We start from the raw sequence: 19518 nt of genomic DNA, 5'->3' as shown, positions 1-19518 counted from the left end.
GTATCCGCCATGTCAGCCCGCCTTCACGTCGGTCCAGGCGGCGTCGCGTGCCTTCTCGCCCGTTGCCGTGCCGTTGCGGAAGAACAGGTCGTCCCTGAGGTCGGCCGCGGTCACTTGGCACTGGGGGAAGGGCTCCACGAGCGCGGCGTAGGTGTCCTCCGTGCCGCGCACCGGCATCGGGTAGCCGATGTACTCGATGTTCCGCTTCACGTTCTCGGGCCGGAGCATGTAGTCGATGAAGAGCATGGCCGTGCCGGGGTGCGGTGCGTCGGCGGGGATGGCGTAGCAGTCGGAGTTGACCGGGGCCCCCTCGCGGGCGGTCTCGAAACCGAACACCGACGGGTCCTTCGCCTGGGCGAGCATCGCGGCCATGTCCCCGCTCCACGCCTGGGTCATGTCGGCGTTGCCGTTGAGCAGGTTGTTGTAGCTGTCGCTGGAGAAGCCGCGCAGTCGAGGGCGCAGGGTGCGCAGGGTGTCGGTGACGCGGTCGAGGTCGCCCGGCCGGTCGGTGGTGAGGGGCAGGCCGAGTTTGAGCGCGCCGACGGCCAGTACCTCGTCGCGGTCGTCGAGGACGAAGACCTTGCCCTTGGCTCGGTCGTTCCACAGATCGTCCCAAGAGCCGGTGAGGTCGCCGAGCCGGTCCCGGCGCCAACCGATGCCGGTCTTGTACATGGTGAAGGGGACGGTGTGAGCGGAGCGGGGGTCGTACCACGGGTCGGCGAAGTAGTCGTAGGCGCCGAACACGGCCTCGGCGTTGCTCAGGCGCCCGTGGTCGATGCGGCGCAGCCGGCCCCCTCGGGAGAGGCGCTCGGCCCACTTCGCCGTGGGGAAGATGATGTCGTAGCGGTTGCCGGCGTTGAGTTTGGCGGCCATGCCTTCCATGGAGTCGTAGTTCGACTGGACGACCTTGACCCCGTACTCCTTGGAGAAGCCGGCGAAGACGGCCGGGTCGACGAAGTCGGCCCAGTTGAAGTAGACGAGGTCGCCGTCGACCTTGACGTCGATGGGGGACTCGGCGGCCGACCGGCCGGCGTCGTCGGAGGCGGAGGAGAATCCGCAGCCGGCCGCCGTCAGACCGAGGGTGGCGGTGGCGCCGGCGCGGAGCAGTGAGCGGCGGGACAGGGAAGGTGCCTCGGGGGACATGGGGTCCTCTCCGTAGGGGCCGCTGGGGGACGGCGGGCGAACGTTCGGTGCGTCGACGCGTGAGGCGTTCGGCTGGGCGCGTACGGGGGTGTGCGGCCGGGTTCGGGGCACGGGGCGGGGGACGGAGGTACGGCGATGAGGCCGCGGCGGTAGGGCGGTGCGGTGGTACGGCGCTACGGCGACGGGGCGGTGCCGCTCACCGGCCGGGCGGGCCGGAGCCGGGGTCGGGGTCCGGTGCGGCCTCCGCGGGGTCGGCGGGGTCCGAGAGCTCTGCGGGGTCCGCCAGGTCGGCACGGATGCGGTCGGCGAACCAGCCGACCGCGAGCTCGCGCCGGGACAGCGGTCCGGGTTCGAACCCCGGGGTGGACAGACCGCGTTGGACACGGGCGACCAGCTCGGTGTCCTCGTCGTTGGTGATCCAGCCGATGTGCATGTTCAGGCGCCGGGCGAGTCGGGTGCGCAGCCCGGTGCCGCGGCGGGTGTAGAAGGCGCCGGGGACGGCCACCTTGTCGACCGCGGCCGGCACGGCGGTCCACGCGAGCACGTGGTCCGGGTAGAAGTCGATGAGGGTGTTGGGGTAGATCACGGCGTACCGCCAGACCCTGCGGTCGGCCTCGGTGAGGCCGGGCATGGGCGCGGTGACGCGCTGGTAGAGGCGCTCGGTCCAGTTGGAGGACGGCTTGTCGCGCAGGGGCGAGGTGAACAGGACGTAGGAGTCGTGGATCTCGCAGCCGTAGCCCTGGTAGTCGAGCAGGCGCATCAGGCCGGGGTGGGCGACGGGTACGTGGTACCCCTCCAGGTAGTTGTCGACCGCGACCTTCCAGTTGGCCTCCTGGACCTCGGCGCGGGCCAGGTCGTGGATCCGGTCCCGGCCGACCGGCACCAGGTCCGCCCCGGCGTAGTGGCCGACGGCCTCGGCGAGCCCCGCGCAGCTCTCGGCGAGCGGGACGGCGTTCGGGTCGAGGTTGACGAAGACGAAGCCCAGGAAGGATTCGACCCGGGCCGGGAACAGGCCGAGGCGGGGCTTGTCGAGGCAGGGGATCTGCCGGGCCTCGGGGGCGCCGACCAGGCTGCCGTCGAGGCGGTAGGTCCAGCCGTGGTACGGGCAGCGGATCGCCTTGCCGGCCGCTTCGGGGGCGGTGACCAGGCGGGTTCCGCGATGGCGGCAGACGTTGAGGTGGGCGGCGATGCCGCCGTCCTCGGTGCGGACGACCAGGACCTCCCGGTCGGCGACGGTGGCGGCGAGCCGGGCCCCGGGGCCGGGCAGGTCGGACTCGTGGCACACGAGCTGCCAGGACCTGGCGAAGATTTGGCGGGTCTCGGCGGCGGCGACGGCGGGATCGGTGTAGTTGCGGGCCGCCAGCGCGGGAGCGGGGAGGTCCCTGGCGGCTGTGTCGGGTGCGGTGGGCGCCTCGTGCGCGGTGAGTGCGCCGGGTGCGGGGGCTCTGGGGTGCATCGGTGACTCCTCGTACCGCGGGGCGGCGATCGGTGTCGGGCGTCGATGTCGTGCGAACCGCATGCGGGCAGCGGGTCGGGGCGGGTGCCGGGACCGGGCTGACCGATTGGACAGCCAGCGTGGTGGCTGAATTCCGCTGGGTCAAGACTTGTACGCTGACCGATCGGTCAGCTAGCTTGGTTATTGCCTGACCGATCGGTCAGCAAACGTGTTCCTGTTGCTGCTCTCCCGCCGCACTGCCTCTGACCTGCGCATTTTCTCGTCATCTGGTGGGTGCGGCCCACGGCCTCGCGCCGGAAGCAGCCCGGCGTGCCCTGGCACCTGCCCCGACACGCACCTCCCTCGCTTTCCTCCTCCGATTCCCCCTCGGCCGGAGACCGCGGACGAGCCTGTGGCTCGAATGCCCCACTCGGCTGCCGGGCCCGCGACCGACGGTCACGGCACCCGCACCCCTTCCCTTCCGGAGGCACGTATGAGTGGTCGTCGGCATCTGGACTGGCTCGGGCTCACCCCCGAACCGGAGCGGGAGCTGCCCGCAGCCGTCGCCACGCTGCGCGCCTCCCTCGGCACGGCGCACCACCCGCCGCCGGGCCGGGCCGAACTCGCGGCCGTCGAGCGGCGCCGGGTGGAACGCCTGGTTCTGAGGGGCAGCCGGCACAGCTGGTTGCGCTACCTCGCCGAAGCCACCGCGCTCGTGACCGCCGTGGCCCTCCGGCTCGAAGAGCAGGGCGGCGGAGACAGCCACGCGGGCATGAACGCGGACGCGGACACGAGAGCCGACGCGGACACGGACGCCTCGACCGCGGCCGCGCTGCTGGCCGCCGAGGTGATCCTCGACCACCACCGCATGCTCATCGGCCTGCCAGGAGCGGGATACGGCCGCACCGCAGGGGACCGCGCCGCGCTCGAAGGCGCGCTGCGACTCCTGCGCACCCGGTCCCGTACCGCCGGACCCGCCCCCACCGCCCGTACAGGAGACGGCAGATGACCCACAGCCTCCCCTCGCCCCCGAGTCACCCCCCGGCCATCAGCCGCCCCTCGACCGTCATCCGTCACCCGACCGCCCCCGCGCCGGATTCTGTGCTGGGCGCGACGCCGAACGCGACGGAGAACGCCGAGGCGTACGAGGCCACCGGTGGCTACGCCGCCGCCGTCACCCCCGACGAGCTGCTGCATCACCTCGACGCCTGCGACCTGCGCGGCCGCGGCGGCGCCGGATTCCCGGCCGCCGTCAAGCTCCGTACCGTCCGCGAGCTCGGGCGACGCGGCCGGGGGAGCGGGACGCGCGGCGAGCGCGCGGCAGGTGCAGGCACCCCGGTCGTGGTGGCCAACGGGGAAGAGGGCGAGCCCGGTTCGGTCAAGGACCGCTGGCTGCTGCGGGCCCGCCCGCACCTGGTCCTCGACGGCCTCGTCCACGCCGCCGCGGTGACCGGCGCCGAACACGGCTACGTCTACCTCTCCGACCCGGAGGCGGCCCGCAGCGTCCGCCGTGCCCTCGCCGAACGCGTACCGTCGCTGCCCGTCGAGGTCGTCGAGACCGCCGCCGCCTATGTCGCCGGCGAGGAGACCGCGGTCGTCCGCCGGATCGACGGCGGGCCGGCCCTGCCGACCGCCAAACCGCCCCGCCCCTTCGAGCGGGGAGTCCGGGGCGTGCCGACGCTGGTCGCCAATGTCGAGACACTCGCCCGGATCGCGCTCGTCGCCGCCCGGCCCGACCTGCGCGAGCCGATCGCGCGCTCCACCCTGGTCACCCTCTCGGGCGGCAGCGTCGCACCTGTGCTCACCGAGGCGCCGTACGGGGTCCCCCTGAGGACCCTTGCCGCCGCCCACGGCACCCCGGCCTCGACCGGCGCCCTGATGGGCGGTCTCTTCGGCGGGCTCGTCGACGCCCGCGCCCTGGACCTGCCCCTCGAACCCGGCGCTCTCGCTGCCGCGGGCACGGCGCTCGGCTGCGGAGCCATCCGCTTCCTCACCACCGACGTCTGCCCGGTGGGCGCCGCTGCCGACGCGGTCGGTTACCTCGCGGTCGAGAGCGCACGCCAGTGCGGTGTCTGCGTGTCGGGCTCGGCCGCGATCAGTGACGCTCTGGACCGCCTCGCCTCCGGATCCGCCGAACCCGACACTGCCGAGCGGCTGCACCGATGGGCGCGAGGATTGCCCGGGCGGGGTGCGTGCGGGCTCCTTGACGCCGCCGCCGGCCTCGCCGGAAGCCTGCTGCGCGTCTTCCCGGCACAGGTCCGGGCCCATCTCGACGGGCCCTGCCCGGTATGCCGCGCCGACGCCCCCGGGCGGGACCCGCACCGCCTGACCCGCCTGAGCGTGCCGGTACCGGCCGTGGGACCACCCGCGCCGACCGGATCCGGCCCCACATCCGCCGAGCCCATGGCCGCCGTACTGGAAGGAACGTCATGAAACTGCTGCTGGACGCCACGCTGTGCAACGGCTACGGCCTCTGCCAGGAGAACACCCCCGAACTCGTCGAGCTCGACGAATGGGGCTACGCGAAGGTCGTCGCCGTCGACGTGCCGCCCGCTGCCGAGGACCGCGCCCGCGCCTGCGCGGAGAGCTGCCCCAACTCTGCCCTGCGCGTGGAGGGATGAGATGACGCGTGACCTGACCTCGCTCTTCGACCCCGGATCCGTCGCCGTGGTCGGCGCCAGTGACGACCCGGCGAAGTACGGCCATGCGGTGGCGGCCCAGGCCCTCCGCGCGCCCGACCGGCGGCCCGTCCACCTCGTGAACCGGCGCGGCGGCACCGTACTCGGCCGGACGGCGGCCACCTCCCTCGGCGAGATCGGCGAGCCGGTCGACCTGGTGGTGATCTCCGTGCCCGGCACCGGCTTCGAGGCGGCCGTCGACGACGCCCTCGCCTGCGGGGCGAAGGCGATCGTCGCCATCACCGCCGGTTTCGCCGAGGCCGGCCCCGCCGGTCTCGCCCGCCAGCGGGTCGTCGCCGAGCGGGTCCGGGCCGCCGGAGCCGTGCTCGTCGGCCCCAACTGCCTGGGCATCGCGGACAACACCACCGAGTTGTACCTGGCTTCGGACCGGTTCGCGCCCGGCCATGTCGCCCTGCTCAGCCAGAGCGGCAACCTGGCCCTCGAACTCCAGCTGCGCGGCGCCCCGCACGACCTCGGCTTCTCCCGCTTCGTCTCGCTCGGCAACCAGGCCGACGTCACCCTCGTCGACCTCGTCGAGGACTGCGCCCGCCACGAGCCCACCTCCGTGATCGCCGTGTACGCCGAGGACTTCGGCGACGGCCGGGCCTTCGCCCGCGCCGCCGCCGAGGCCGGCAAGCCCGTGGTCCTCCTCACCGCCGGCCGCGGCACCGCCTCGGCCCGCAGTGCCCAGTCGCACACGGGGGCACTGACCACCTCGACCGACGTGGTGGCCGCGGCATGCCGCGACGCGGGTGTCGAACTCGTCCGTACCCCACGGGAGATGACCGTGGTGCTCGCCGCCCTGGCCGGCGGGCGGCGCACGACCGGCCGGCGGACCGCCGTCCTCACGGACGGCGGCGGCCACGGCGCGGTCGCCGCCGACGCTGCCGAGGACGCCGGGCTCGACGTGCCCGAGCTCGGCGCCCCGGCCCAGGACCGGCTGCGGAGCGTGCTGTGGGAGCAGTCCGCCGTCCGCAACCCGGTCGACCTCGCCGGGATGGGGGAGCAGCGCCCCCTCTCGTACGCCGACACCGTCCGCGAACTGCTGGCCGCCGACGAGGTGGACGCCGTCCTGATGACGGGCTACTTCGGCGGGTACGCCGCCTCCGAAGGCGGCCTGGGCGGCGGGCCCGCCGGCGGCTCCGTCCTCGCCGAGGGCGAGCAGCGGGCCGCGAAGGAGATCGCCGGACACCTCGCCGCCACACCGAAGCCGCTGGTCGTGCAGTCCATGTACCCGGAGTCGCCCAGCTGCCGGGCGCTCGCCGAGGCCGGGGTCCCGGTGTTCGCCGCCACCGAGGACGCGGCCCGTGCACTCGCCGCGCTGACCGGCCGCGCGGCGGGCGCTCCGACCGGGGTGGCCGCGCCGCCGCCCGCCGGGCCACCACTGGGGGATCCCTCGTACCACGGTGTGCGGGCGCTGCTGGCCGCCGCCGGAGTGCCCTTCCCGCCGGCCCGGGAGATCACCGACGAGGCCGGGCTGCTCGCCGCTGCCGCCTCGTTCGAAGGACCGTACGTCCTCAAGGCTCTCCACCTCCTGCACAAGTCCGACGCCGGCGGGGTGGCGCTGCGGCTCGCCGACCGGGACGCGCTGCTGGCCGCGTACCGGCGGATGCACGCCCGCCTCGGCGCCCCCTCGTACTCGGTCGAGGCCATGGCGGACCTCTCGGACGGTGTCGAACTGATCGTCGGCGTCCAACGCGACCCCCGGTTCGGCCCGGTGGCGATGGTCGGCCTCGGCGGGGTGCTCGCCGAGACCATGCGCGACGTGGCCTTCGCCCTCGCGCCGGTGGCCGCCGATTTCGCCGAGAAGCTGCTGCGGGGGCTGCGGACCGCCCCCCTGCTCGACGGCGTGCGGGGCCGTCCCGCCGTGGACGTGACGGCGGCCGCCGCTGTCGTCGCCCGCATCACCCAAGCCGCCGCGGCCCACCCGGAGATCGCCGAGCTGGAGGTCAACCCGCTGCTGGTACGCCCGGACGGCGCCCTCGCGCTGGACGCGCGAGCCGTCCTCGGCTGACCCCCAACCCTCCCCACGAGGCCCCGGTGAGGCCTTCCCGTACACCCCCGCATACCTCTCTGCACACCGTCCCGCACACCCCTCTCGCCCTGGAGGAGACCCACACCATGGACTTCCGCTACACCCCCGAGCAGACCGAGCTCAAGGCGCGCGCCGCGGCCTACACGCGGCTCCTGATGCGGTGCGAGGAGCAGTCCGAGGAAGCGGGCGGCCCGCTGCCCGCCGACACCGTGCGGGAGCTGACCCGGGCCGCGATCGAAGCCGGCGTCTACGCCATCAACATGCCCGCCGAGTGGGGCGGCGCAGGACTCTCCCTGCTGGACCAGGTGATCGTCGAGGAGGAGTTCGGCAAGGTCACCAACTGCCTGTGGGACATTCCCTGGCGGCCCGCCAACGTCCTCGCGTACGGCACCGAGGCACAACGCGAGAAGTATCTGCTGCCGGTGATTCGCGGCGAGCGCTTCGACGCCTTCGCCGTCACCGAGCCCGGGGCCGGATCCGACCCCGGATCGGGCACGAGCACCGCGACCCGCACGGCGGGCGGCTGGCTTCTGAACGGCGAGAAGTGGTTCGTCACCTGCGGCGACATCGCCGACTTCCTGCTGGTGCAGGCCGATGCCGGGCCGGACCGTGCGGCGACGCTTTTCTTCGTCGACAAGCAGGCCCCCGGTGTCGAGATGACGCGGGTCCCCCGTTTCATGCACTCAGCGGTGAACGGGCACCCCGAGTTCCGGTTCACCGACGTCTTCGTACCCGACGAGGACGTGCTCGGCGGCGTCGGCAACGGCTACGAGCTGACGAAGGAGTGGTTCACCGACGAGCGGCTGATGATCGCCGCCCGGACCGTCGGCGCCGCCGAGAGGGCCTTGGAACTGGCCCGTGACTGGGCAGTCGGACGCCGTCAGTTCGGCTCCCGTATCGCCGATTTCCAGCTGATCCAGGGGATGCTCGCCGACTGCGCCGTCGACATCGCCGTCAACCGCGCCTACACCCACCAGATCGCCTGGGAGGCCGACCAGCCTCAGACCGACCGCAAGACCCTGCACGCCAAGGCCTCCACGGCGAAGCTCGCGGCGAGCGAAGCCGCCGGTCGGGTGGTCGACAGGTGCCTGCAGATCTTCGGCGGGCGCGGCTACGACCGCTCGTACCCGGTCGAGCGCATGTACCGAGAGCTGCGCGTCGACCGGATCTGGGAAGGCACATCGGAGATCCAACGGCTGATCATCGCCAACGAGCTGATCAAGCGCGGCACCGGGGCGCTGGCCCTGCCGCGCTGAGCCCACGGCCCTGTCCCGGCACCCACACCCACCACCGAGAGGACAAGCACCCCATGGACTTCCGTCTCACCGCACGCCAGCAGGAGCTCAAGGAATCGGCGCGTGACCTCACCGACTTCATCATGAAGTACGAGCTCGACTGCGAGGAGAACAACGGTCTGCCGCCACAGGCCCACGCCGAGATCCGCGACGCCGTCCTCGACAGCGGCCTCCAGGCCGTCAACATGCCGGCCGAGTGGGGCGGTGCCGGACTCACCGTTCCTGAGCAGGTCGTCGTCCAGGAGGAACTGGGCCGGCTCACCGGCGCACTGTGGGACATGGTGTGGCGGCCCGCCAACGCCCTCGCGCACTGCACGCCCGAACAGCGCGAGCGGTACCTCGTGCCCGTGATCCGCGGGCGCCGGCGCGACTGCTACGCGGTCAGCGAGCCCGAAGCCGGCTCCGACCCGCAGAACCTGCACACCACCGCGACCCGGACCGCCGACGGCTGGGTGCTGAACGGCGAGAAGTGGTTCGTCACCGTGGGCGACCACGCCGACTTCATGATTGTGCTTGCTGCTGCGGGGGAGGAGCGGGCGCCGACGCTGTTCCTCGTGGACAAGGACACCCCGGGCATCGAGATGACCCGGGTGCCCCGCTGGATGCACACCTTCGTCTACGAGCACCCCGAGTTCACCTTCACCGACGTACGCCTGCCTGAGGACGCGGTGCTCGGCGGCGTCGGCAACGGCTACGACCTCACCCGCTCCTGGTTCTCCGAGGAGCGGCTGATGATCGCCGCCCGCACGATCGGGGCGGCCGAGCGGGCCCTGGAGCTCGCCCGTGACTGGGCCGTCGGACGCCGTCAGTTCGGCTCCCGTATCGCCGACTTCCAGCTGATCCAGGGGATGCTCGCCGACTCGGCCGTCGACATCGCCGTGAACCGCGCGTACACCCACCAGGTCGCCTGGGAGGTCGGCGAGGGTCGAACCGACCGCAAGACCCTGCACGCGAAGGCCGCGATCGCCAAGCTCGCGGCGAGCGAGGCGTCCGGTCGGGTGGTCGACCGGTGCCTGCAGATCTTCGGCGGGCGCGGCTACGACCGCTCGTACCCCGTCGAGCGTCTCTACCGAGAGCTGCGCGTCGACCGGATCTGGGAGGGCACCTCCGAGATCCAGCGACTCATCGTCGCGGGCGAACTCGTCAAGCGCGGGACGGGTGTCCTGCAGCTGCCGGCGACCCCGTGAGCGACCTCGCCCGGGTGGGGATCGTGGGCTGCGGGCTCATGGGCTCCGGCATCGCCGAGGTCTGCGCCCGCGCCGGACGCGACGTCGTGGTGGTGGAGACCGGACCGGCGGCCGCGGAAGCCGGACTGCGGCGGATCACCCGCTCGCTGGAACGGGCTGAGGCGGCCGGCCGGCTGGCCGTGGCCGAGCGTCGGGCCGCGGCCGGCCGAATCGCCGTGACCACCGACATGGCGCGGCTCGCCGACCGCGATCTGGTCGTCGAGGCGGTGGCGGAGGACGAGCGGGCGAAGACCGAGGTCTTCGCCCGGCTCGACGCCGTCGTGGAGCGCCGGGACGCCGTCCTGGCGACCAACACCTCGTCCCTGCCCGTCATCAGGCTGGCGGCCGCCACCTCGCGGCCGTCCCAGGTCATCGGTCTGCACTTCTTCAACCCGGTGCCGCGGCTGCCGCTGGTGGAACTGGTGCCCTCGCTGCTCACCGGCGAGGACACCGTCCGGCGCGCGGGCGCCTTCGCCGCCGAGGTCCTCGGCAAAGAGGTCGTGCACGCCCGGGACCGGGCAGGGTTCGTCGTCAACGCCCTGCTCGTGCCGTACCTGCTGGCAGCGGTGCGGATGGCCGAGTCCGGTACGGCGTCGGCCGAGGACATCGACCGGGCCATGACCTTGGGCTGCGCCCATCCACTCGGCCCGCTCGCCCTGGCCGACCTGATCGGTCTGGACACGGTGCAGGCCATCGCCCGGTCGATGTACGCGGAGTACCGCGAGCCGCTGTACGCCCCGCCGCCGCTGCTCGCTCGGATGGTGGAAGCGGGGCGGCTCGGTCGGAAGACAGGTCGGGGCTTCCACCCGTACCCGGGGCGCCGGTCGGGGCAGGATGGGCAGGGATGATGGTCCGGGACGTGGACCGAGACCGAAAGCGGGAGTTGCCAACGTGACCAAGGCCGAGCGCGCACTCGAGACACGGGAGCGGATCCTCAAGGCCGCGTGCGAGGTGATCGCGGACATCGGGTTCGAGAACGTCAGCATGCGCAAGGTCGCCGAGCACGCGGGGGTGTCGAAGGCGCTGCTCCACTACCACTTCGACACCCGCGAGAAGCTCTTCACCGAGGCGATGACGCATTCGTTCGCGCAGACCGGCACGGACCTTGACGGCGGGGACGCCGACGTGCCGGCCGGCGTCCTGCTCGCGCGCATCGTGCGCACCATGCTGCCCACCGACGAGGAGCTGCGCCAGGACTGGAAACTGTGGCAGGAACTGTGGGTGCGCGCACAGCGCGACGACGCAGCCCGGCACCTCGCCGTCGACCTGTACGACCAGCTCCATGCCTGGGTCGGCGGCGCGGTGGAACGCGGCGTCGCGTCGGGCGAGTTCGCCCCCTGCGATGTCGCCGCGATCAGCACTCTGATCCTGGCGCTCTGCGACGGCCTGGGCATTCGCGTGATGCTCACCGACCCACACGTCGACCTACCCACGGCCCAGTCGACGATCTGGTCGGCCATCGCCCCGTCACTGGGCATCTCTCCCGTCTTCCCCGAGGCCCGGGCGCTCCAAGAAGGCGCATGACCCGGGAAAGGCCCGGGTCATGCGCGTTCTTCCGTTCCGCTAGAAGAAGCCCAGCTTCCTCGGCGAGTAGCTCACCAGCAGGTTCTTCGTCTGCTGGTAGTGGTCCAGCATCATCTTGTGGGTCTCGCGGCCGATGCCCGACTGCTTGTAGCCGCCGAAGGCCGCGTGGGCCGGGTAGGCGTGGTAGCAGTTCGTCCAGACGCGGCCCGCCTGGATCGCGCGGCCCGCGCGGTAGGCCGTGTTGGTGTCGCGGGTCCATACACCCGCGCCGAGGCCGTAGAGGGTGTCGTTGGCCGTGCGGATCGCGTCGTCGAAGTCCGTGAAGGACGTGACCGCGACGACCGGGCCGAAGATCTCCTCCTGGAAGATCCGCATGCGGTTGTCGCCCTCGAAGATGGTCGGCTGGACGTAGTAGCCGCCCGCCAGTTCGCCGTCGTACGTGATCTGCCGGCCGCCCGTGAGGATCTTCGCGCCCTCCTGCTGGCCGATGTCCAGGTACGAGAGGATCTTCTGCAGCTGGTCGTTGGAGGCCTGGGCGCCGATCATCGTGTCGGTGTCCAGCGGGTGGCCCGGGACGATGCGCTCCGTGCGGGCGACCGCCGCCTCCAGGAACTCGCTGTAGTGGCCCTGCTGGATCAGGGCCCTTGACGGGCAGGTGCAGACCTCGCCCTGGTTCAGGGCGAACATGGTGAAGCCCTCCAGCGCCTTGTCCCGGAAGTCGTCGTCCGCCGCCCAGACGTCGTCGAAGAAGATGTTCGGGGACTTGCCGCCCAGCTCCAGCGTGACCGGCTTGATGTTCTCGGAGGCGTACTGCATGATCAGCCGCCCCGTCGTGGTCTCGCCGGTGAAGGCGATCTTCGCCACACGCGGCGAGGACGCCAGCGGCTTGCCCGCCTCCGCTCCGAAGCCGTTGACGATGTTGACCACACCCGGCGGCAGCAGATCGGCCACCAGGCTCATCCAGAAGTGCACCGACACCGGGGTCTGTTCGGCGGGCTTGAGCACCACCGCGTTGCCCGCCGCGAGCGCGGGCGCCAGCTTCCAGACCGCCATCAGGATCGGGAAGTTCCACGGGATGATCTGCGCGACGACGCCCAGCGGCTCGTGGAAGTGGTACGCCACGGTGTCGTCGTCGATCTCGCTCAGCGTGCCTTCCTGGCCGCGCAACGCCCCGGCGAAGTAGCGGAAGTGGTCGATCGCCAGCGGGATGTCGGCGGCCAGCGTCTCGCGGATCGGCTTGCCGTTCTCCCAGCTCTCCGCGACCGCGAGCTCCTCCAGCTTCGCCTCCATCCGGTCGGCGATCCGCAGGAGGACGTTCGACCGCTCGTTCGGCGCCGTACGACCCCAGGCCGGAGCCGCCGCGTGCGCCGCGTCGAGGGCGCGCTCCACGTCCTCCGCGGTGCCGCGGGCGACCTCGGTGAAGGGGCGGCCGTCGACCGGGCTCGGGTTCTCGAAGTACTGACCCCGCGCGGGCGCCACGTATGCGCCGCCGATCCAGTGGTCGTAGCGGGGCAGGTACGACATGAGCGCGCCCTCGGTACCGGGTGCGGCGTAACGGGTCATCGGCATGGCCTCCCTCGAACCGCGCCGGCCGTCCCTGGCCGGCGCTCACCGCCGAGTGTGCGGAGCCCCACGTTGCAACCCCGTTGCGCCCGAGGACAGTTCCTCGTCCAGGGCGCGCAGGCGGGCGAGCACCGGGGCCCGGCCCGAGGCGGGCACGACCTCCGACAGCGCCCGCCACATCTCCACGTCGTCCTCGCCCCAGGCGCTGTACGTCCAGTCCGCGAGCAGCGCCGCGTCGCCCCGGTCCACCAGCGCCGCCCGCAGCCTCGCCGCGAGCCGCTCCCGCAGCCGTACCACCCCGGGGGCGCGGGACGCGGGCAACAGCGGCCCCGCGTAGTCGGCGAGGGCCGCCGACACCGCCCCCGAGCCCAGGCGCCGGTCCACCGCCGTGAAGTCCGCGTCGACCTCGCCCGCCAGTCGGTACGGGCGTGAGCGCAGCAACTCCGGTCCCAGGAGCCCGCGCAACCGGGACATCTCCGCCCGCAGCGTGACCGGGGTGACCGACTCGTCCTCGTAGAGGAGCGTGAGCAGTTCCTCGCCGCCCACTCCCTCCGGGCGATGGGCCAGCACCACCAGGATCTCGCTGTGGCGGCGGCTCAGCCGCAGCCGGCGGCCCGCCACGACCAGGGCCGCCTCGTCCCGGCCGAGCGCCGCCAGGCGCGGCCGCTCCGCCGCCGGCGGAGCGAGCAGGGCCAGTTGCGACTCCGCCGCCCGCGCCACGGCCTGGACGAAGGCCAGACTGTGCGGATGGGCCAACCGGTCCCCGCCGGTGATGTCGACCGCGCCGAGCAGCCGCCCGGTCCGCGGATCGTGTACGGGAGCGGCGGCGCAGGTCCACGCCTGCACCGGCCGCTGGAAGTGCTCGGCGCTGAAGACCTGCACCGGGCGGTCCACCGCGATCGCGGTCCCCGGAGCGTTCGTCCCGGCCACCGACTCCGACCAGCGCGCCCCGGCGACGAAGTTCATGGCCCGGGCCCGCCGCAGCGTCCCGGGGTGGCCCTCCACCCACAGCATCCGGCCCGCCGCGTCGCAGACCGCCAGGAGATGTTCGCCGTCCGCCGCGTACGTGCCCATCAGCTCCCGGATCACCGGCATCGCGGCCGACAGCGGATGCCCGGCACGGTGGTCGGCGAGCTCGTCGTCGGCGAGCTCCACACAGGCCGCGCCGTCCGGACTCACCCGGGCCCGCGCGGAGCGTCGCCACGACTCCGCGACCAGCGGCCGCACCGGCGGGAGGCGGACCTGGCCGCCGCTGGTGAACACCTCGTGCGCCCGCCGCAGCGCCCCGGCGTCGGGCCCGGCCGCCACCCACGCATCGCTCAACTCGGCCTCCACGTCGAGGTCCCATGGACCGGACGGGCCCGGCGCGCCGCGATGGCGCCCCGGCCCCGTCCGCCGTCTCGGGGTCATCGTCGTGCGCGGGGAAGCCGCCGACAAGCGTCCCAGCACTCCGGCATATGCGCCGTGTCCGAACACCGCCCTGGGGCCCCGCCCGGTGCTCACGTAGAGTAGGGCTCGGGCCGTGACTGGCGCTTGAGGTGGATCACCACCGGGGAGCGGCCCGCGGACCCCGCGCACCCGCGCGGATCCGACGCTGCCGTGCGCCTGGGCCATCACCCTGTCCTCGACGACGCCCAGGAGTGGCCCATGTCCACCAGTACCGCCTCCCTCATGGACGGCACCGCCCTCGCCCGCCGCACGGTTGGGGAGACCGCCGCCCGCGCCGCCGAGATCACCCGCCGCACCGGCGTCACCCCCTGCCTCGCCACCGTGCTTGTCGGCGCGGACCCGGCCTCCGTGACGTACGTGAAGATGAAGCAGAACCGCTGCGCGAAGGCCGGAATCCGCTCCCGCCACGTCGAACTGCCCGCCGAGACGACGACCGAGGAACTCGTCGCCGCGATCACCGCGCTCTCCCAGGACCCCGACGTCCACGGCATCCTGCTCCAGCACCCGGTCGGCCCGCACATCGACGAGCGGGCCGCCTTCGAGGCGATCGACCCGGCCAAGGACGTCGACGGCGTCACCATGGCCTCGTTCGCCGCCATGGGCTTCGGGCTGCCCGGCTTCGTCTCCTGCACGCCCGGCGGCATCATGCGGCTGCTCGACGCCTACGACGTCGATCCGCGCGGCAAGCGCGCCGTCGTCGTCGGCCGCTCGGCGATCCTCGGCAAGCCCGCCGGCCTGCTGCTCCTCGGCCGCGACGCCACCGTCACGTACTGCCACTCGCGCACCACCGACCTGTCCGCCGCCGTCCGCGAGGCGGACATCCTGGTCGCGGCCGTCGGCAAGCCCCGGTTCATCCGGGGCGAGGACATCAAGCCCGGCGCCGTCGTGATCGACGCCGGCTACAACCCGGGCAACGTCGGTGACGTCGACTTCGACACCGCCGCCGAGCGGGCCTCCCTCATCACCCCCGTGCCGGGCGGTGTCGGCCCCATGACGATCGCCGTGCTCCTCGCCCAGACCGTCGAGGGAGCCGAGCGCCAGCTGGGCCTCTAGGCGGAGAGACCCCATAGCACGTCGGAGGGGTTCCCAACGGCCCGTACAGCCAAGGGAAGTGTCACGGTTCTGTACGGGCCACGCTTCAACTCGGAATCGAACCAACCCTGTTGAGGATTCGGAGGTGACTCTGGTCACCATGTCCCCGTACTCCGGCGAGAATGCGCCGTCGTTCACCCGGTACCTCATCGTTCCGCTCCTCGTCCTGGTCGCGGCCGTCGCCTTCGTGGTCCGCCAGGAGGGCCGGAGCCACTGGGACGCGACCACGCGTGAGGGGGCCGGCGCGACCGTCGGCACGCGCGCGGGCCCGAGCGCCGACGGTGCGCCGGCCGCCGGCGACCAGCTCGCCGCGCAGGGCGGAACGGCCGGGAGCACCGCTGCCGTCCCGTACCACCACCTCACGCCGGGGGAGTGCTTCGACATCGACCGGGCCGCCCCCGGCTCCGCCGTGCGGCGCGGTTGCGACCGGCCGCACGACGCCCAGCTCGTCGCCGTGGTCCGGCTGACCGGCGAGCACCGCACCGACCGGCAGATACGGGACGCGGCGGCCGCCCTGTGCCGCGAGCCGCTCCGCCGCAAGGCCTCCGCCCAGCCGCGCGGCACCCGCTGGACCACCTTCGTCCAGTACCCGTACCGCTCCGGCTACCTCCTCGGCGCCGACGCCGTGGCCTGCAGCCTCACCGCGCACGCGGCCCCCGGCAAGGCCACCCGCCCGCTCACCGCCCGGCTGCGCTGACGCCCACCGCGGGGGACACCGTCAGTCGCTCCGGACGTGCGTCAGGCGCGCCGGACATGTGCCAGGCGGCCCAGGCGCGCCGGACGCGCGCCATCCGCTCCGGACATGCGTCAGGCCTCCCGCGCCGCCAGGCCCGCGAGCGCTGCGGCGGGGTCCTGGTCCGCGGGGCCCGCCGGGACCCAGGCGCCGCGCTCCTTGCGGAAGGGCCACCAGCGGCCGTCCTCGCCGAGGCGCAGCTGGGCCTCCGCGCCGACCACGGTCCAGCGCGCCGCCCCGGACTGCCGGAGCACGGGCCTCTCGGCGTCCTCCCAGGCCTCAGCGAGCACCGCCCGCGCACGGGCCAGCACCTCCGGAGCGGGCGTCCACTCCTCGTCCAGTACGGCGAGGGCGGCAGCGCCACCGAAGCGCCACGCGCGCGTGGCCGGGCCGAGCCCCGCCGTGCGGCGCCCCGCCCCCTGCGCCAGCCGTGCCGCGACCCAGGACGGGGGAGTCCCGACGGCCGCCATCCGCACGGCGTCCTGAGCGGGCGTCAAGGACGGTTCCGGCCGCCACGGGTGACCATGCCCGGGCGCGAGAGCCTCGGCCAGCATCCGGTGGGCGCGGGTGGCCGCGTCCGCCGCGAGGAACTCAAGCGCCGCAGGATCGAGCCCCGGCGCCGGCTCCGTCTCGGTGTCCAGCGAGGGCGGCTCGCCCGGGACGGCGGGGAGCACCGGCGGAGCGGGCAGCGGCGGCAGGATGTCCCGCGCGGCGAAGGCCTCCTCGGCCGGAACGCCCTCGGCGGCCGCTTCCTCGGCGAGGTTCCGGGTACCCGGAGTCGTTGCCGTCGCCGCCCGCGCCGCGCTCCGCTCCTGCAGCGCGTCCACGAGCGCCCGCTCCCCGCGCCCCCGCATCAGGAGCAGCACGAACGGGTCCTCGTCCAGCAACCGCGCCACCTGGTAGCAGAGCGCGGTCGTGTGCGGGCAGTGGTCCCACGCCTCGCAGCCGCACTCGGGGTCCAGGTCGCCGATTCCGGGCAGGAGTTCGAGCCCGGCCGCCGCCGCGTCCTCCACCAGGTGCGGCGGCATCTCGTGGTCGAGCAGCGCCGCGATGTGCCCCGCGCTCTCCACCGCGAGATCGAGCAGCCGGTCCCACTCGTCCTCCGAGAGCTCCTGGAGGAGGACGTCGCTGCGGTACGAGGAACCGTCACGGTCCTTGACGACCGCGGTGATCCGGCCGGGCCGCACCGACACCGCGCCCACCGCGCCGGCGCGCGCCTGCCGCCGCCCCTCCTTGAGCTGCTGTCCGTCGAGCGCCGTGTCCTCCAGCGCCTTGAGCCAGGCGAGGCCCCACCAGGTGCGGGCGAAGGCGGATCCGCGGGCGGGCGGCAGCGCGGCGAAGGTCCGCTCCTCCTCCTGCCGGCCATGGGCCTCGCGGTCATCGTCGTGTCCGTCGCCGTATCCGTGGTCGTCGCTCATCGACCGTCCTCCCCGTTCGCGCCCTTGTCCCCGTGACCTTCGTTGTCCCTGCGACCGGCCTCGCCCCCGTGACCGCCCTCGTCCCCGCGCAGCCTGACGAGGTCGGCCAGCTCGGCATCGGTCAGTTCGGTCAGCGCCGCCTCGCCCGAGCCGAGCACCGAGTCGGCCAGCGCCCGCTTGCGCAGCAGCATCGCCGCGATCCGGTCCTCGACCGTGCCCTCGGCGATCAGCCGGTGGACCTGGACCGGCTGGGTCTGCCCGATCCGGTACGCGCGGTCGGTGGCCTGGGCCTCGACGGCCGGGTTCCACCAGCGGTCGTAGTGCACGACGTGTCCGGCCCTGGTCAGGTTGAGGCCGGTGCCCGCGGCCTTCAGCGACAGCAGGAAGACCGGCACGTCACCGGACTGGAAGCGGGCGACCATCGCCTCGCGCTCGGCGACCGGCGTGCCGCCGTGCAGGAACTGCGTGCGCACGCCCCGCGCCGCCAGATGGCCCTCCAACAGCCGTGCCATCTGGACGTACTGAGTGAACACCAGCACGCTCGCGTCCTCGGCGAGGATCGTGTCGAGCAACTCGTCGAGCAGCTCCAGCTTGCCGGAACGGCCCTGGATCCGAGGGTTCTCCTCCTTGAGGTACTGCGCCGGGTGGTTGCAGATCTGCTTCAGCCCCGTCAGCAGCTTCACCACCAGCCCGCGCCGCTCCATCCCGTCCGCCTCGGCGATCGCGGCGAGCGTCTCGCGCACCACGGCCTCGTAGAGCCCCGTCTGCTCCTCGGTCAGGGAGACCGCGCGGTCGGTCTCGGTCTTCGGCGGCAGCTCGGGCGCGATGCCCGGGTCGGACTTCCGACGGCGCAGCAGGAACGGTCGGACCAGCGCGGCCAGGCGCTCCGCCGCGGCCGGGTCCTCGCCGCCCTCGACGGCCGAGGCGTAACGGGACCGGAAGGTGCCGAGCCGGCCGAGGAGACCGGGGGTCGTCCAGTCGAGGATGGCCCACAGCTCGGAGAGGTTGTTCTCGACCGGGGTGCCCGACAGGGCGACGCGCGCCTTGGCGTGGAGCGTGCGGAGCTGCCGGGCGGTGGCCGAGTACGGATTCTTGACGTGCTGGGCCTCGTCGGCGACGACCATGCCCCAGGTCCGGGCGGCCAGCGGCTCGGTGTCGAGCCGCATCGTGCCGTACGTCGTGAGCACGAACTCGTCCTCAGCCAGGCCCTCCAGGGCGCGTGCGGGGCCGTGGAAGCGGCGCACGGGCGTGCCGGGCGCGAACCTCTCGATCTCCCGTTGCCAGTTGCCCATGAGCGAGGTCGGGCAGACGACGAGCGTGGGTCCGGCGGCCGACGGGTCGGTCCGGCGGTGCAGATGGAGGGCGATGAGCGTGATCGTCTTGCCCAGGCCCATGTCGTCGGCGAGACAGCCGCCGAGTCCGAGCGAGGTCATCCGGTGCAGCCAGTTGAGCCCCCGCAGCTGGTAGTCGCGGAGCGTCGCGGCGAGCCCGGCCGGCTGGGGAACCTCCTGCGGGGCGCCCTCCGGGTCGTCGAGACGGGCGCGCAGCTGCTCCAGCCATCCGGTCGCCCGGACCTCGACGCGCCTGCCGTCCACCTCGGTGGTCCCGGTGAGCACGGCTCCGAGCGCGTCGACCGGGGTGACCTTGCGGTCCTGCGACGCGCGGGCGCGCCGTACCTCTGCGGGGTCGACGAGGACCCACTGGTCGCGCAGCCGGACGAGCGGACGGGCGGCCTCGGCGAGCAGGTCGAGTTCGGCGCGGGTGAGGTCCTGGTCGCCCAGGGCGAAGCGCCAGTTGAAGGCGAGGAGGGCGTCGGCGGAGAGAAAGGAGGGCTTCGGCGAGGACTACCGGACGTCGAACGCCCTCGGCCACACAGGCTCGCTCCCCGACTGGTGGAACGAGCTCGACGCCGAGGCCGTGTCCGCCC

15 protein-coding genes, 1 pseudogene and 1 riboswitch are annotated in these 19518 nt (G+C 73.3%); of the genes and pseudogenes, 10 read left to right on the top strand and 6 right to left on the bottom strand.

Annotated features, from left to right (window positions below; genetic code table 11):
* Positions 1–12 precede the first annotated feature (12 nt).
* Both AB0E14_RS08590 and AB0E14_RS08585 read right to left on the bottom strand, forming a co-directional pair.
* Complete coding sequence (locus tag AB0E14_RS08590; protein ID WP_362413910.1) at positions 13–1143, bottom strand: spermidine/putrescine ABC transporter substrate-binding protein; 1131 nt, start codon at positions 1141–1143, stop codon at positions 13–15.
* A gap of 196 nt (positions 1144–1339) precedes the next feature.
* The gene (locus AB0E14_RS08585) at positions 1340–2599 is read right to left on the bottom strand and encodes an aromatic ring-hydroxylating dioxygenase subunit alpha (RefSeq protein WP_362413908.1); all 1260 of its coding nucleotides are present in this window, start codon (positions 2597–2599) and stop codon (positions 1340–1342) included.
* Between the two features lie 472 nt (positions 2600–3071).
* Here AB0E14_RS08585 and AB0E14_RS08580 point away from each other — a divergent pair, with 472 nt between their 5' ends.
* The 8 genes from AB0E14_RS08580 (at position 3072) to AB0E14_RS08545 (ending at position 11336) form a co-directional block, all read left to right on the top strand.
* Positions 3072–3587, top strand: coding sequence for a hypothetical protein (locus AB0E14_RS08580; RefSeq protein WP_362413906.1), 516 nt, complete (start codon positions 3072–3074; stop codon positions 3585–3587).
* A complete protein-coding gene (locus AB0E14_RS08575; RefSeq protein ID WP_362413904.1) occupies positions 3584–5011 on the top strand; it encodes an NADH-ubiquinone oxidoreductase-F iron-sulfur binding region domain-containing protein in 1428 nt (475 codons plus the stop codon). Before AB0E14_RS08580 ends, AB0E14_RS08575 begins: the two co-directional genes overlap by 4 nt.
* On the top strand, positions 5008–5199 hold the full coding sequence (locus AB0E14_RS08570) for a ferredoxin (protein ID WP_362009209.1): 192 nt from the start codon (positions 5008–5010) through the stop codon (positions 5197–5199). The genes AB0E14_RS08575 and AB0E14_RS08570 overlap by 4 nt, the downstream gene beginning before the upstream one ends.
* 1 nt (position 5200) lies before the next feature.
* Entirely contained in the window at positions 5201–7270 is a 2070-nt protein-coding gene (locus tag AB0E14_RS08565; protein ID WP_362413901.1) for an acetate--CoA ligase family protein, read from the top strand.
* 107 nt (positions 7271–7377) lie between these two features.
* Entirely contained in the window at positions 7378–8547 is a 1170-nt protein-coding gene (locus AB0E14_RS08560; RefSeq protein WP_362413899.1) for an acyl-CoA dehydrogenase family protein, read from the top strand.
* Positions 8548–8600: 53 nt separating this feature from the next.
* Positions 8601–9773 (top strand): acyl-CoA dehydrogenase family protein, encoded by a 1173-nt coding sequence (locus tag AB0E14_RS08555; RefSeq protein WP_362413897.1) that lies wholly within the window; start codon positions 8601–8603, stop codon positions 9771–9773.
* On the top strand, positions 9770–10660 hold the full coding sequence (locus AB0E14_RS08550; RefSeq protein ID WP_362413895.1) for a 3-hydroxybutyryl-CoA dehydrogenase: 891 nt from the start codon (positions 9770–9772) through the stop codon (positions 10658–10660). Before AB0E14_RS08555 ends, AB0E14_RS08550 begins: the two co-directional genes overlap by 4 nt.
* A gap of 43 nt (positions 10661–10703) precedes the next feature.
* Positions 10704–11336, top strand: a complete 633-nt coding sequence (locus AB0E14_RS08545) for a TetR/AcrR family transcriptional regulator (protein WP_362413893.1) — start codon at positions 10704–10706, stop codon at positions 11334–11336.
* Between the two features lie 39 nt (positions 11337–11375).
* On the opposite strand, the gene AB0E14_RS08540 is transcribed toward AB0E14_RS08545, so the two are convergent.
* Both AB0E14_RS08540 and AB0E14_RS08535 read right to left on the bottom strand, forming a co-directional pair.
* The gene (locus tag AB0E14_RS08540; protein WP_362414135.1) at positions 11376–12899 is read right to left on the bottom strand and encodes an aldehyde dehydrogenase family protein; all 1524 of its coding nucleotides are present in this window, start codon (positions 12897–12899) and stop codon (positions 11376–11378) included.
* Positions 12900–12944: 45 nt separating this feature from the next.
* A complete protein-coding gene (locus AB0E14_RS08535) occupies positions 12945–14222 on the bottom strand; it encodes a GAF domain-containing protein (RefSeq protein ID WP_362413890.1) in 1278 nt (425 codons plus the stop codon).
* A gap of 189 nt (positions 14223–14411) precedes the next feature.
* A riboswitch (ZMP/ZTP riboswitch) is annotated at positions 14412–14517 on the top strand.
* A 29-nt stretch (positions 14518–14546) separates the two neighbouring features.
* Between AB0E14_RS08535 and AB0E14_RS08530 the strand changes: the two genes are divergently transcribed.
* Both AB0E14_RS08530 and AB0E14_RS08525 read left to right on the top strand, forming a co-directional pair.
* Positions 14547–15401 carry a bifunctional 5,10-methylenetetrahydrofolate dehydrogenase/5,10-methenyltetrahydrofolate cyclohydrolase gene (locus tag AB0E14_RS08530; RefSeq protein WP_362413888.1) on the top strand — a complete coding sequence of 285 codons (855 nt, stop codon included), beginning with the start codon at positions 14547–14549 and terminating at the stop codon, positions 15399–15401.
* A 124-nt stretch (positions 15402–15525) separates the two neighbouring features.
* Entirely contained in the window at positions 15526–16137 is a 612-nt protein-coding gene (locus AB0E14_RS08525) for a hypothetical protein (RefSeq protein WP_362413886.1), read from the top strand.
* Positions 16138–16247: 110 nt separating this feature from the next.
* Here the strand turns inward: AB0E14_RS08525 and AB0E14_RS08520 are convergent, their stop codons facing one another.
* Together AB0E14_RS08520 and AB0E14_RS08515 are read right to left on the bottom strand one after the other, a co-directional pair.
* The gene (locus AB0E14_RS08520) at positions 16248–17591 is read right to left on the bottom strand and encodes an SWF or SNF family helicase (protein ID WP_362413884.1); all 1344 of its coding nucleotides are present in this window, start codon (positions 17589–17591) and stop codon (positions 16248–16250) included.
* Positions 17592–17674: 83 nt separating this feature from the next.
* Positions 17675–19423, bottom strand: a pseudogene (locus tag AB0E14_RS08515) (DEAD/DEAH box helicase); the annotation flags it as partial.
* Positions 19424–19518: the final 95 nt, after the last annotated feature.

Origin of the sequence: Streptomyces sp. NPDC047981 (genome assembly GCF_040653315.1) — a bacterium.
Lineage (GTDB): Bacteria > Actinomycetota > Actinomycetes > Streptomycetales > Streptomycetaceae > Streptomyces.
The sequence above is the reverse complement of the archived record's forward strand: the minus strand, read 5'-3'. Positions and strand labels throughout refer to the sequence as shown.

What these genes read in the sequence shown, in the direction of transcription:
- AB0E14_RS08590 (WP_362413910.1), bottom strand. Translation starts at nt 1,143, where the DNA reads ATGTCCCCCGAGGCACCTTCCCTGTCCCGCCGCTCACTGCTCCGCGCC.
- AB0E14_RS08585 (WP_362413908.1), bottom strand. Translation starts at nt 2,599, where the DNA reads ATGCACCCCAGAGCCCCCGCACCCGGCGCACTCACCGCGCACGAGGCG.
- AB0E14_RS08580 (WP_362413906.1), top strand. Translation starts at nt 3,072, where the DNA reads ATGAGTGGTCGTCGGCATCTGGACTGGCTCGGGCTCACCCCCGAACCG.
- AB0E14_RS08575 (WP_362413904.1), top strand. Translation starts at nt 3,584, where the DNA reads ATGACCCACAGCCTCCCCTCGCCCCCGAGTCACCCCCCGGCCATCAGC.
- AB0E14_RS08570 (WP_362009209.1), top strand. Translation starts at nt 5,008, where the DNA reads ATGAAACTGCTGCTGGACGCCACGCTGTGCAACGGCTACGGCCTCTGC.
- AB0E14_RS08565 (WP_362413901.1), top strand. Translation starts at nt 5,201, where the DNA reads ATGACGCGTGACCTGACCTCGCTCTTCGACCCCGGATCCGTCGCCGTG.
- AB0E14_RS08560 (WP_362413899.1), top strand. Translation starts at nt 7,378, where the DNA reads ATGGACTTCCGCTACACCCCCGAGCAGACCGAGCTCAAGGCGCGCGCC.
- AB0E14_RS08555 (WP_362413897.1), top strand. Translation starts at nt 8,601, where the DNA reads ATGGACTTCCGTCTCACCGCACGCCAGCAGGAGCTCAAGGAATCGGCG.
- AB0E14_RS08540 (WP_362414135.1), bottom strand. Translation starts at nt 12,899, where the DNA reads ATGACCCGTTACGCCGCACCCGGTACCGAGGGCGCGCTCATGTCGTAC.
- AB0E14_RS08530 (WP_362413888.1), top strand. Translation starts at nt 14,547, where the DNA reads ATGTCCACCAGTACCGCCTCCCTCATGGACGGCACCGCCCTCGCCCGC.
- AB0E14_RS08520 (WP_362413884.1), bottom strand. Translation starts at nt 17,591, where the DNA reads ATGAGCGACGACCACGGATACGGCGACGGACACGACGATGACCGCGAG.